Raw genomic sequence first — 11,705 nt, 5'->3', positions numbered from 1 at the left:
CCCCGTGCGGCGGCGGTGCCCGAGGGGCGTTTCCTGTCGGACCCGGCTGCCATGATCGCCGCAGACTTCGGTCCCCTGGGTGGGTGGGGGTTTGGGACGGTGACGCGCGCGAGGCGCCTAATCGGCCAGTTCGGCCTTGACGATGCCGGCCACGAGCTTGCCGTCGGCGCGGCCCGCGGTCTTGGGCCCGATGGCCTTCATGACCTTGCCCATGTCGCGGGGTCCGGCGAATCCGCCCTCGGCGATGGCGTCGCGCACCAACTGGGTGACTTCGGCCTCAGTGAGTTCGCTCGGCAGGTACCGCTTGATCACGGCCTCCTCGGCGAGCTCGGTGTCGGCCGACTCCTCGCGCCCGCCGGCGCGGAACGCCTCGGCCGCCTCACGGCGCTGTTTCGCCTGCTTGACCAGGACTTTCACCACGTCGGCGTCGTCGAGTTCACGCGGGGTACTCCCCGCGACCTCTTCGTTCTTGACCGCGGTGAGGACCATGCGCAGCGTGCCCAGCGTCACCTTGTCCTGGGCCTTGAGGGCGGCTCGCATATCGGTTTCCAACTGGGTCTTCAGCTCGTTCATATCTCGACAATCTACCGTTGGGGGTATGAAGATCAGCCGTGGACTTGCCGCAGCAGCCGGGATCGGGGTCGGCGCGGGCGCGCTGGCGCTCGCCTACGCCTCTCTATACGAGCGCGTCCAGTACACGCTCCGGCACTTCGCGGTGCCGGCGCTTCCCGAAGGCGCCGAGCCTATCCGGGTCCTGCACATCTCCGACCTGCACATGACGCCCGGGCAGGTGCGCAAGGCCCACTGGGTCGCGTCCCTGTCCGCGCTCGACCCGGACCTGGTGCTGCTCACCGGCGACAACCTGGCCCACCCGGACGCGGTGGACCTGGTCGCCAAGACGCTCCGGCCGCTCCTGAACGCCCCGGGGGCGTTCGTGTTCGGCTCGAACGACTACTACGCGCCGGTGTTCAAGAACCCGCTCCAGTACTTCAACCCCAACCACGAGCACCGGTACGGGGAGGCGCTGCCGACCGAGGAGCTGCGGAAGGTCCTCACCGACGGCGACTGGCTCGACCTGAACAACCACGCGGCCGACAAGGTCGTGGCCGGGCTCAACGTCCACTTCGCGGGCGTCGACGACCCGCACTTCGACCTCGACGATTACGAGCTGGTGGCCGGGCCGGTGCCCAAGAGCGCCGACCTGTCGATCGGGCTCACGCACTCGCCGGAGCCGCGCGTGCTCGACGAGTTCGCTCGCGACGGCTACGACTTCGTGGCGGCCGGGCACACCCACGGCGGGCAGGTCTGCGTGCCGGGCTACGGCGCGCTCGTGACCAACTGCGGGATCGACCGCGAGCGGGTCAAGGGGCTGCACCCGTGGGAGGACATGTGGCTGCACGTGTCGGCCGGACTGGGCACGAGCCCGTACGCGCCGGTGCGGTTCGCGTGCGCCCCGGAGGCGAGCCTGCTGACGTTCGTGCCGAAGGTCTTCTAGCCGGGGGCGGGGCCCGGATGTGACCGGGCCCCGACCGTCCCCGACCCCGTTCGACGGGTGCCGGGAGCCTCGGGTAGCATTTCAACCCGGTGCGGATGCCCAGCGTGCGCACCGGAAAAGAGAACATCGGGTTGTGGCGCAGCTTGGTAGCGCACCTCGTTCGGGACGAGGGGGTCGCAGGTTCAAATCCTGTCAACCCGACCAGAACTCCCAGGTCAAGGACTTGCTCCCTGGCCTGGGAGCTTTCCTTATTTGCTCTCGCTAGTCTCTCGCTGGTCTAGACGTTCCAGGATGCCCTGGGATACTCAGGGAGAACAGTCGTGATCATTGTGGTCTTAGTCACGATGTTCGAGAGCTCTTTTCATGTCGAGGAAGATGTTCGGCCGCAATGGCCTTCCCTCAAAGTCAGTGAGCTTTTCTCATCTTGAGTGTGTTTCGTTGCGGGGCAATAACTCAGCTCCTGGTTCAGCCATTGCCGCCAGCCACGGTGCCCCGGTGGCTTCCACGGTGTCGCGGAGCTGACGTTCGGATGATCGACTGCGGCTGCGGTCTCGGTAGTGGGTTGCATTCGCCGCATCTCTGTTCGGCGGCGCAGGGCAGACCGCGATCGAGCTCGGGACCGGGCAGCTGCAGGAGGCTTCGGCACCAGAGGCATGGCACAGCGAGTACGGCAGCATGTTCGCTCGCAATGTCAGCACCGCCACGCTCACCCCTTTCCTGCCGGATCCGGCCAAGGCCACGGGTACCGCCGTGATCGTGGCTCCGGGCGGTGGATTCATGTCCCTGTCCATGGAGAACGAGGGCTGGGACGTTGCGCGCGCGCTCGCGAACCGCGGCGTCGCCGCCTTTGTGCTGAAGTACCGGCTCAAGCCGACCCCGGAGGGTCTTGACGACTTCGCCGCGGCGATCAGGACGATGCTGGCCGGACCGCGCCCATCGGACCGGCATGACCCAGCCACCGCGCTCCGCGCCCTGGACCTTCAGATCGCCGACGCCCGCGCAGCGTTCGCGCTCGTGCGCAGCCGAGCGACCGAGTGGACGATCGATCCCGAGCGCGTCGGCATGGTCGGCTTCTCCGCCGGTGCCATGCTCACCGTCGCCACCGCCCTTGTCGGTGAGGATGCGACCCCGGCATTCATCGGCGATGTCTACGGTCCGCTCGCGGCGTTCGAGGTACCCGAGGACGCGCCGCCGCTGTTCATCGCGCTTGCCGCAGACGATGGGCTGATGGACCCGAGCGGGTTCCCCCTTGTCGAGAGCTGGCGCGCTGCCGGACGGCCCGTGGAGCTCCACTTCTACGAGCAGGGCGGGCACGGGTTCGGTATGTATCCGAAGGAGACGACCAGCACCGACTGGTTCGACTCCTTCGTGAGCTGGATGAGGATGCACGGTCTGCTCCAGCGCGCTGAGCCGACATCCCCCTGACGCCACCTTCCTCGTCCCCGTAATGGTCACCGATCGCGAGACCTTCTCCGGGCGCTCCGGTGCCCTCGTTCAGGACATAGGAAACGCATCTCTCAAGTCATAGGAAACGTTTCGGTGTCTGATCGCGGGCATGTCGCGACTGACCATCACTGCGGCCATCCTCGAAGGCTGGCCCCGAGCCGAGGTCGCGCTCGCCTGCGGCGTCTCGAAAGGCTGGGTCTCCGAGCTCGCCGCCTGTTACCGCACAGAGGGTGCCGGGCGCGAAGACCCTCCGACCCGCTTCCCCAGACGGCCTCGGCGACTTTCAGGACCCGTTGTTGGCATGGCCCTTTTCGCCTCCGCAGTCATCGCAGTCGTCGCGCTTACCGTCTGCCAAGACACGTTCCGAAACGAAGATCCCAGCGCTGAGGAAGGCGGCCAGGGACTCTCCCACGCCGAAACGATCTCCTGCTCCCAGTTCATCGCTGAAGGCGAGGTCGCCTAAGTACGCGCGGCCGATACCAACGGACGTAACATCCTCGTCTTCACCGTGCAAGACCCCCTCAAGCCCGCTGAGGCCGAGGGCACCGTGGAATTCGACATCGTCGACCCGCCGTGGCCGACGAGAAAGACCCGTTCCAGGTCGGCGAACACCTCCTCATCCAGGTGTATGTGCGCCGAGACGAGATCGAATCCCAACGCACCCTATTCGAGAGCTTCCTATCCGGCGCCGCTGACACCACCTGCCCAGCTTGCTGGCAAGAAGAGAGCACACCGTAGCAAGCCCGAGCCCACCTCAGGATGCAGCCCGACGTGGTAGGGCGGGAACACAGAGCAGACAGATCTCGACCGAACCCTCAACGGGCGCAAGACCACCGGGAACAATACGACCCGCCCGACGCTAGCCAATTCCGGTCATCCTGTTCGCAACTCGCGCCCACCAACGCTCCCGAAACATCGACTAGGACCTTCATGCCCCAGGGCGGATCCGTCTGAGCACCAGGCGATCTCGCCGCGAGTACCACAAGGGAACCTGCGCAAGATGAGTCCATCTCGCATGAGTTTCCTTGCCGCACAACGAATATGAGTCATATTCATGCCTGTATATATAGTTGCCGGCCTAACGCTCGCTTATTCGAACCCAAACCCCCAGCTAGACGGCCTATTGGAACGCCTGTCGGGCCCATCGCCCACCCGCGGCCCCGAAACCGGCCCCTCAACTCCCGGCTCCCCCGAAACCCAGCCCCCGACCGCCTACCCGCCAACACTCCCACGGGCGCTCGAGAAACGCCTCTCTCCCGCCGAACGAGAAGGCCTCATCGCCGCCTTCAACGCCGACGCCCGCCAGAAAGAGCTCGCCACCAAATACGGCATCAGCATCCGCAGCATCAAACGCCTCGTCCAAGGGACCTCGAACCGGCCCCAAGCAGCAGCCAACCGACTATCCCCCGACCAGCAGGCCGCCGTCATCCGCACCTACACAACAGGCGGCATCACGCAGGCCGAACTCGCCAGCCAATACGGCGTCGCCATCAGCACCATCAAACGACTCCTCCGGCTGACCCAAAGCAGCGAGCCAGGCGACACGTTCGCCTGAACCTGAGACGGCGCAACCCCGCCTCCAGCGCTGAAAGCGCCCCAAGTGCCTCAAGTGCCTCAAGTGCCTCAAGTGCCTCAAGTGCCAAGATCGCCTCATGACCAACGAGCAACACATCCGCGTCTTCGGAGAACGACGAGCGCGACTCAACCTCCAAGCGCTCGCCGATCTCCTCGTCGCCGCAGCCCAAACCGAGCCCCCCGGCGATGAGGCCCCCTCTGGGCTACGGGGTTCGTGCCGAATCCGTGCAGCATCCGTGCCGGGGCACCGCATGCTCGCTCCAGAATCCAAGGAGGATGCATGAATTCGAACCATCCCGTCCGAGACCGGCGCCGGACCCGCATCGCGGCTCTGTTGCTGGCACTCGTCTCAGCGATCGGTGTGTCGGGCTTGGCCGCCGCTCCGGCGCAAGCCGGACCGGCCACGTACGGATGCCCTTCCGGGCACGTCTGCTTCTACAAAGGCGCCGTCACCTCGAGCAACCCCTTCTACACCACCGCTGGCGACATCCCCGCGGTCAACGGGGTCAAGTCCGTCTTCAACAACGGAAACCAGCAGACCGGCTCGGACCACGTCCACCTCCGCTACGGCACCAACGGCAAGGCGTGCCTCCACTACTACGACGGCTCCACCAACACTGGCCCGGCCACCTTCACCTTCGGCACGGCCACCAATGTCAAGACCGAATCGTTCTGGGGCGGTGAGTGTTAGCCAGTCGCATGCCGAATCCGTGCAGCATCCGTGCCGGTAGGCCGGAACATGACAGAAAGCCGGGCCCACCGCCCAGCGAATCCCTAGAACGGAGACCTGAAGTGAAGATCGACAAGATGCGCAAGCTGATGGCCGCGGTGCTCCTCGGCCTCGTCCTCTCCGGCACCGGGGCCGCCGCGGCCTCGGCGGCAGTGGTCGCGGACGACTACCGCCCCGCCGAGGACTGCCCGCCCGAGAAGTGCCCCTTCCCGTAGGCCCGACCCAAGGTGAAGCCTCCTCCCGGCGCTGTGATCTTGCAGCCGCTGCCGGGAGGAGGCTTTACCTCGCACCCGCGCCACCGACCGCGAAGGCCGGACTCGCCAACTGACTCTTGATGCCGACGCGGGAATGCCCGGACCACTAAAGGACCGCCGCCCTCACCGAGTGCGACCGGTGATATCTGACGTTGGGACAGGCATCGAATCGAGCGTCTTGTTCACCTGGATTCAGTGACGGGCCCCGCTTGCGCGGGCCCGTCCTCTCGTCAGGCCGGCGCGATGGTGACCGTCGCAGTCGGTCAGTCTGCCACGATCGCGTCCAGTACCTCGAGCTCGGCCTGGTCGACCGCCAGGCCCCAGCGGGTTTTCACGCTGGTCCACTCACAGGTGTACCTGCATGCGGCGCTCCCAGAGGGCGGCATCCATTCGGCGGGGTCCTGCTCGGACTTGGAGCAGTTCGAGCGGGTGGTGACCGCGATCAAGGAGGTGCTGTCGCCGAGGTCGTTCGCGTACGCCTCCCGGCGCTTCGGGTCCCATTCCCGGGCACCGGAATCCCAGGCCTCGGCCAAAGGGACAAGGTGGTCGATGTCCAGCCCGCGGGGACCATCGACGTAGATGTAGTCGAAGTAGGAGTACCAGCGGCCACCGGTGACGGTGCACCGCTCGGCAACGACCGCAGGTGCGGTGACGGCTCTGTTGACTGCACCCAGAGGGGCCTGAGGTTGCATTTCGCGGCCTGGTTGTTGAGGATCGGTGCGTGGAACCTGGCCTTCAGGCGGTGGGCCCTCATCGAGACACTTCGGCTGTCGGGCGTCCGCTGTGAAGAGCTCGTCAAGCTGACGACTCACTTAAGCGTCCGCAACTATCGGCGGCCGAACGGCGAAGTGGTGGCCCTGCTGGTCATCAGTCCGTCCAAGACCGACCTCGAGCGGGTGGTCCCTATGTCGGCTGAGTTGTTCGGGGCTTGATTCCTTGGTGTTGACACCCTGATGCTCTGGGCCGGTAGGGTTCGGGGTGCAAGGAGTGAGAGTGTCTACCTCGAAGTTTCAGCGCTGTTTTCCCGAGGAGTTCAAGGCCGAAGCGGTCCGGATGTACCTCGATGACCCCGCGACCACCTACACGGCGGTCGCGAAGAATCTGGGCGTCTCGTCCGAGACGCTGCGCAATTGGGTGAAACAGCACCGCAAGAAGCAAGGCGAATCACCCCGCTACCAGGCGCCGACCAGCGAGAACGAAGGCCTCGTAGGGTACGACGCCGTGATCGCCGAAGAGAACCGCAAGCTCCGTGCCGAGAACGAGCGGCTGCGCCAGGAACGCGACATCCTGCGCAAGGCCGCGAAGTTTTTCGCGGGCGAGACGAACTGGTGAGCCGCTTCCAGTTCGTTGACGAGTACCGCCACGAGTTCACCGTGAAGCGGCTGTGCGAGACGCTCGGGGTCTCCCGGCAGGGCTACTACCAGTGGAGGGACCGCGCCCCGGCTCGGGCGGCGAAGGCCGCCTCGGACAAGGCGGCGACCGCGCGGATCAAGGCCGCCCATCTGGCCAGCAAGGGCACTTACGGGTCGCCCCGAATCACCGTCGACCTGCGCGAGGCCGGCGAGCAGGTCAACCGCAAACGCGTGGCCCGCTTGATGCGCGTCGCCGGGATCGAGGGCGTCCGGCTCATGCGTCGACGCCCGGCCCCGCCGCCCGAGGACGCCGACGCGGCCGCCGTACCCGACCGGCTCGGCCGCGACTTCACCTCGCCGGAGCCGAACACGCGCTACGTCGGCGACATCACTTACCTGCCGATCGCGGACGGCTCGTTTCTCTACCTGGCCACGGTCATCGACCTGTTCAGCCGCCGTTTGACCGGGTGGGCGATCGCTGATCACATGCGGACCGGCCTGGTCGAGCAGGCGCTGCGCCGCGCGCACTTCATCCGCGGCGGCCTTGCTGGATCCCTGATGCATACCGACCGCGGCTCGCAATACGTATCCGCTCAGTTCGCCAAGTGCTGCAAGGAACTCGGTGTGCTCCAGTCCCGGGCGCGGGTCGGCTCCTCCGCCGACAACGCCCTCGCGGAGGCGTTCAACGCCACGCTCAAACGCGAAGTCCTGCAAGGACGCCGGACCTTTGCGAACGCGTTGGAGGCCCGCTTCCAGGTCGAAGCCTGGATCACCAACTACAACACCGTCCGGAGACACTCGTCTCTGGGCCAGATCTCACCGATCGACTACGAACAGCAGCAGGCTAGCCTCGCCCTCGCCGCATAGAACGGTGTCAACACCAAAGGTGTAAGCCCCACCCGACTACTGCATCCGTCCCCTGCGGCGGAGGCGTCGGGGGATGGCTCCAGTCGAGCCGGACCGCCGCACGGTCACGCACATTTGTCGACTCCGGCGAGTGCGATGCAGTTTCCGTGCAGAATTCGTGCGGCTTCGGTTCACGGTGGTGCGATGGATGCTGCGACCGCACGTCCCACTACCTCCTGAAGGGCAATTCGATGCGTACACGGATCTGTGCCATGCTCGCGGCGATCGTCGCGGCATTCGCGCTCACCGGTTCACTCGCTGGCTCGACCGCCGCAGCCGACCCCGGCGACGTAACCGTGGCCTCCTACACCGCCGAGGGCGCCGTCTATGACACCGACTCCTGCCCTTGCTCCCTCCCCGACAGTTGGGATGGGACGTACTTCGAGCACGACGCAGGCGGATACGCCGTGAAGCTCTGGATGTTCAACGAATACTCCCGCCTGGCGGGCAAGGTCGAGTTCCATCCCCAGGGCGAATTCCTGTACGTCTACGACACGCTCGCCGACGGCATCGTCATTAACGTCACGGTGAATGGAACAACATACGCCGCCAACGGCGCGAGCCCCTACAACCTCGACTTCCCCGAAGGACGGTACATCCTCGTCGACATGTATGCCTCCAACGGGACCAGAATCGGGCGCCAGGGTGTCGCCTAAACGGTGATTGGGAATTGATGGAGTCTCCAGCTAGTTCTGCAGCAACACGGCAAACTAGCTGGAGACTCCCGGTGTCACGTGTGCCGACCCCGCCATACTCACCGATTGCGAGGAGCGCCACGTACAACATTGTGGTGATGCCCAAGAGTGGCGACCAGCGGTTCGCGCGCCACTCCGACAGCTGGATCTTCATTCCGTATGTCGCCATGATTCCGTGCGGGCTCGCGATCATGGCCATCACCGGCATCTTCTTCATGCCGCCGTTGGCGCTGCAGCTCATCGTCGCGTGACCCTGCACGTCCTGATCGCGCGGCGCCTGCGCAGGGCGCATCCACGTCCATGAATCTCAGCCGAGGCAGTACCCCGCCCGACCGTTCGAGACTGCCGGATCGGGCGATCTATGCCAATGCCCGGCCCCGCATCCCGCTTGAGCGGCGGCGCCAGGCGGATGGCCACCAAGAACACCTCCCCGCCCCTGCCAGACGGCCGCAAGAGACGTCTGAGCTTGGGCTCGAAACCAACCTTCATGGACAAGGCATCCCGGATGCCGGGCCTATCAATGTAGCTGCTCGTGCAGCGGCCGTGCAGTTTCCGTGCAACAGCGGCGCACGCTCCTTCCAGATCAACTCCAAGGAGGACGTATGACATCGAGGAAAGCGACCCGAACCCGCCTCGCGGCGCTGCTGCTGGCGGTCATGGCCGGCATCGGCCTCTCCGGTCTGGTCGCCGCCCCTGCGCAGGCCGAGTACGGCAACTGCGTCGGCTTGACGGCCACTGAATGGAGGATCGAGGGCGCATGGGTCTGCTTTGAGCCCGAGGATGAGTTGTTGAAGGTCTGCGACACCGAACCGGACGGTCACCACGCCTCAGCCGCCGTGCGCGGCTCGGCCGACGACCACTGGTTCGAGGTCGGCGCCTACGGCGGCTACCTCACGTGCAGGACCAGGGACTTCAACATGCCCGAGGACAGCCACATCTGCTACGCCGCGATGATCGTGGAAGGCAACGCTATTCAATATATCTACCCGACCTACAGCGGGTGGGTCAGCGCCCGCGACGGGGCGCTCAATGGCGGCTGCCCCGGCTTTAAGAAAGAAGATGTCGTCATGGAGTGATCCAACCCTGGTGCTGGGTTCGGCCGGGCCCGGCATCAGGCGTTGAGTTGGGCGAGTGCGGTGCTGGCCCACGGCACCGCCTGCGCCCGTGTTGTTCCGTGCAATCTCAACGGATTCGGGACTGACTCGCGCGCGGCCGGGCCTGGGGCGAGCGAGGGGTTCCTAGCTCGGAATGGTGTACATAGTGGAGCTGATCCGGCTAGGGTCGGTGCCGAACCGGCGGCCCGCGCGGGAGCGGCCCGCCGTTGCCGCACCACATCGAGGAGTGCCGTGATCGACCACCGCCTGCCCAAGCTACGCACTCGAACCCTCGGTTTCATCGCCGTGGCCGTGCTCGCCGTGGGCCTTGCTGCTCCGGGCATCGCCCACGCCGCGCCCACCCCCACCGACGGCCCGACCCTCGCTGAAGCGCTCGCGACTGCAAGATCACCGGCGGGCGCTGGTTCTCCTACTACGACGAGGTGAACGTCGAGGGTCCTCGCGGGTTGGACATCGACCACATGGTGCCTCTGGCCGAGGCGTGGGACTCGGGGGCCCGCGGCTGGGACCCCGGCCGGCGGGAGGCGTATGCGAACGACCTGGGCGAGGGGGTCGCGCTGATCGCGGTCACCGCCCGATCCAACCGGTCGAAAGCCGATCAGGACCCCGCCGAATGGATGCCGCCCTCCGCGAGCGCGGCGTGCCGGTATGTCTACGAGTGGGTCAGCATGAAAACGCGGTGGGGCCTGTCGGTCGACCAGGTCGAAGCTGATGCGCTGGAAGCGATCGTGGCCGCCTGCCCTGACGCGGTCGTCACCGCCGCTGCCCCCTGACCGGTGCGCCGGGAGCGGACAGAGCGGCCCGAGCCCGCGGTGCGGTGCCTCGATGAGGCACGTACCCGGGACACGGGGGACCGCTGCCATTGCCGCTGTTCTGTCCGCATTCGGGCCCGTGGTCGCTGGCCGGTCGGGTGCTGGCCTTGACCTATCGGAACGGGCCCGCTCGGGCCCGGACGGTTGCTCACGCGAACTCCCACGTCTCACCGTCCTTCGAACGGCGCCCCAGATTCTCGCGCGCTTTCGCTGTCGTCGCCTGCGATGCGGCACCCGCCGGTGGGGGCACCGTCTATTCCGGTGGGTCGTGGAACTCCAGCGACGGGTCGGGGATGGGGACCAGGCGCAGTTCGTTCCGGTGGTCGAGCGCGGTCCAGCCCCGGGGCCAGATGCGTTGCGAAGGGGTGAACTCGTCGATGGTGGCCGTCGCGTCGGTGCAGTCCACTACCGCGTTCCTGGTCAGCAGGGTCATGGAGAAGTCGGCCCGGTCCTTGAACTGGGCGCCCTGGAAGCTCAGCAGGGCTTCGAACCGTCTGCGCATGCGAATAGTGGGACGAGATAGTGCTGCGGGGCAGCAGGGTTTGCCGAGGCATGACAGTCCGGGATCTGGATGTGCTGCGATCCGAGCAGGAAGCACCGTGGCTGCGGTGCTGGAGCAGCCCGCTGCATAAGGGTTACTCCAGCGGGCGGCGCTGATCAGGTGATGCCGCCGGTGGCGCGGGTGCAGGTCGCTCCGGCGGTGTCGGAGGTGCAGACCTTGAGGCTTACCGACAGGCCCTCGCTGTAGCTCAGGTTGAAGTCGTCGCAGGGATCGCCGCCTCCGGCGGTGTAGAACGTTGCGGTGCCGTTGCCCTCGACGGTCAGTTGGGCGAATGTGGCGTGCCCGTTGGGGAAGTGGTCGCAGACGATGAAGTGCTCGCCCAGTGCGCGGAAGTCGGCGTAGACCTCGTTGTCGTCGGTGCTTCCCGCGGTGTAGCAGACGGCATCGATGTCGCGGCTGTTCGCGTCGCCGTTGTCGTCCCTGAACCCGGAGTGGCACAGCCATGCGGCGGCTTGGGCGGGCGAGCTCATCAGGCCGGTGAAACCGGCGGCGAGGGTCAGCACCGCAGCGAGTGCGAGCGCGCGGCGCAGAATTCTGGATATTGCGGTTGGTCTCATGCATCCTCCGAGATGACGATCGGTGTCCAGCCAGGGGCGCACTTCACCAGTCTGGCTGTCTGGCTTGCAGCGGGTTCGCACTGGAGTGGGGCCGCCTCGATGTCGCGACCTTGCCCGCTCAGCGCGTGAGCCTCGCTGCGCCAAAGCCTCTCGTGCGCTTGCACGGATGGTGCACGGATCATGCACGGCGCTCCTTCTTCCGAGCT

Annotated in this window: 14 protein-coding genes, 1 tRNA gene and 1 pseudogene; 12 read left to right on the top strand and 4 right to left on the bottom strand. The window is 66.2% G+C overall.

The annotated features are described in order from the left end of the window. Positions 1-117: 117 nt before the first annotated feature. Positions 118-573, bottom strand: a complete 456-nt coding sequence (locus tag BLQ63_RS10020) for a GatB/YqeY domain-containing protein (RefSeq protein WP_091032846.1) — start codon at positions 571-573, stop codon at positions 118-120. A gap of 25 nt (positions 574-598) precedes the next feature. Between BLQ63_RS10020 and BLQ63_RS10015 the strand changes: the two genes are divergently transcribed. From BLQ63_RS10015 to BLQ63_RS28350, 6 genes are all read left to right on the top strand, one after another. Then, a complete protein-coding gene (locus tag BLQ63_RS10015; protein ID WP_091032842.1) occupies positions 599-1,495 on the top strand; it encodes a metallophosphoesterase in 897 nt (298 codons plus the stop codon). A 127-nt stretch (positions 1,496-1,622) separates the two neighbouring features. Continuing rightward, a tRNA-Pro gene (locus tag BLQ63_RS10010) sits at positions 1,623-1,699 on the top strand. Between the two features lie 471 nt (positions 1,700-2,170). Next, a complete protein-coding gene (locus BLQ63_RS10005) occupies positions 2,171-2,920 on the top strand; it encodes an alpha/beta hydrolase (protein ID WP_091032839.1) in 750 nt (249 codons plus the stop codon). A gap of 1,144 nt (positions 2,921-4,064) precedes the next feature. Then, positions 4,065-4,496, top strand: a complete 432-nt coding sequence (locus BLQ63_RS09995; RefSeq protein ID WP_091032834.1) for a sigma-70 RNA polymerase sigma factor region 4 domain-containing protein — start codon at positions 4,065-4,067, stop codon at positions 4,494-4,496. A gap of 300 nt (positions 4,497-4,796) precedes the next feature. Further along, a complete protein-coding gene (locus BLQ63_RS09990; protein ID WP_091032833.1) occupies positions 4,797-5,207 on the top strand; it encodes a hypothetical protein in 411 nt (136 codons plus the stop codon). A 101-nt stretch (positions 5,208-5,308) separates the two neighbouring features. Next, the gene (locus tag BLQ63_RS28350) at positions 5,309-5,461 is read left to right on the top strand and encodes a hypothetical protein (protein WP_177154864.1); all 153 of its coding nucleotides are present in this window, start codon (positions 5,309-5,311) and stop codon (positions 5,459-5,461) included. Between the two features lie 302 nt (positions 5,462-5,763). Here BLQ63_RS28350 and BLQ63_RS28805 read toward each other — a convergent pair whose 3' ends face one another. Beyond that, the gene (locus BLQ63_RS28805; protein ID WP_218125187.1) at positions 5,764-6,033 is read right to left on the bottom strand and encodes an HNH endonuclease family protein; all 270 of its coding nucleotides are present in this window, start codon (positions 6,031-6,033) and stop codon (positions 5,764-5,766) included. A gap of 9 nt (positions 6,034-6,042) precedes the next feature. Between BLQ63_RS28805 and BLQ63_RS28800 the strand changes: the two genes are divergently transcribed. From BLQ63_RS28800 to BLQ63_RS09960, 6 genes and pseudogenes are all read left to right on the top strand, one after another. Beyond that, positions 6,043-6,432 carry a hypothetical protein gene (locus BLQ63_RS28800; protein ID WP_218125186.1) on the top strand — a complete coding sequence of 130 codons (390 nt, stop codon included), beginning with the start codon at positions 6,043-6,045 and terminating at the stop codon, positions 6,430-6,432. Positions 6,433-6,553: 121 nt separating this feature from the next. Then, positions 6,554-7,719, top strand: a protein-coding gene (locus tag BLQ63_RS09975; protein ID WP_091032830.1) for an IS3 family transposase whose coding sequence is annotated in 2 segments (ribosomal slippage) — positions 6,554-6,806 and positions 6,806-7,719 — 1,167 coding nt in all. Because the reading frame shifts where the segments join, the coding sequence is not laid out codon by codon here. 251 nt (positions 7,720-7,970) lie between these two features. After that, a complete protein-coding gene (locus BLQ63_RS09970) occupies positions 7,971-8,414 on the top strand; it encodes a hypothetical protein (RefSeq protein WP_091032829.1) in 444 nt (147 codons plus the stop codon). A gap of 134 nt (positions 8,415-8,548) precedes the next feature. After that, positions 8,549-8,704 (top strand): hypothetical protein, encoded by a 156-nt coding sequence (locus BLQ63_RS28340; protein WP_177154863.1) that lies wholly within the window; start codon positions 8,549-8,551, stop codon positions 8,702-8,704. 351 nt (positions 8,705-9,055) lie between these two features. Beyond that, positions 9,056-9,529 (top strand): hypothetical protein, encoded by a 474-nt coding sequence (locus BLQ63_RS09965; RefSeq protein WP_091032828.1) that lies wholly within the window; start codon positions 9,056-9,058, stop codon positions 9,527-9,529. 419 nt (positions 9,530-9,948) lie between these two features. After that, positions 9,949-10,341 (top strand): annotated as a pseudogene (locus BLQ63_RS09960) (HNH endonuclease family protein); the annotation flags it as partial. A 292-nt stretch (positions 10,342-10,633) separates the two neighbouring features. Here the strand turns inward: BLQ63_RS09960 and BLQ63_RS09955 are convergent. Next, positions 10,634-10,882 carry a hypothetical protein gene (locus BLQ63_RS09955; RefSeq protein WP_091032827.1) on the bottom strand — a complete coding sequence of 83 codons (249 nt, stop codon included), beginning with the start codon at positions 10,880-10,882 and terminating at the stop codon, positions 10,634-10,636. Between the two features lie 155 nt (positions 10,883-11,037). Next, entirely contained in the window at positions 11,038-11,499 is a 462-nt protein-coding gene (locus BLQ63_RS09950; protein WP_143014833.1) for a hypothetical protein, read from the bottom strand. Positions 11,500-11,705 lie beyond the last annotated feature (206 nt).

Source organism: Glycomyces harbinensis, from assembly GCF_900101745.1.
Lineage (GTDB): Bacteria > Actinomycetota > Actinomycetes > Mycobacteriales > Micromonosporaceae > Glycomyces > Glycomyces harbinensis.
Note: the sequence above shows the minus strand (reverse complement) of the source record. Positions and strands in the feature narration are given on the sequence as shown.

Excerpts from the sequence above, each read along its gene's own strand:
- BLQ63_RS10020 (WP_091032846.1), bottom strand. The coding sequence starts at position 573 with ATGAACGAGCTGAAGACCCAGTTGGAAACCGATATGCGAGCCGCCCTC.
- BLQ63_RS10015 (WP_091032842.1), top strand. The coding sequence starts at position 599 with ATGAAGATCAGCCGTGGACTTGCCGCAGCAGCCGGGATCGGGGTCGGC.
- BLQ63_RS10005 (WP_091032839.1), top strand. The coding sequence starts at position 2,171 with ATGTTCGCTCGCAATGTCAGCACCGCCACGCTCACCCCTTTCCTGCCG.
- BLQ63_RS09990 (WP_091032833.1), top strand. The coding sequence starts at position 4,797 with ATGAATTCGAACCATCCCGTCCGAGACCGGCGCCGGACCCGCATCGCG.
- BLQ63_RS09970 (WP_091032829.1), top strand. The coding sequence starts at position 7,971 with ATGCTCGCGGCGATCGTCGCGGCATTCGCGCTCACCGGTTCACTCGCT.
- BLQ63_RS09965 (WP_091032828.1), top strand. The coding sequence starts at position 9,056 with ATGACATCGAGGAAAGCGACCCGAACCCGCCTCGCGGCGCTGCTGCTG.
- BLQ63_RS09955 (WP_091032827.1), bottom strand. The coding sequence starts at position 10,882 with ATGCGCAGACGGTTCGAAGCCCTGCTGAGCTTCCAGGGCGCCCAGTTC.
- BLQ63_RS09950 (WP_143014833.1), bottom strand. The coding sequence starts at position 11,499 with ATGAGACCAACCGCAATATCCAGAATTCTGCGCCGCGCGCTCGCACTC.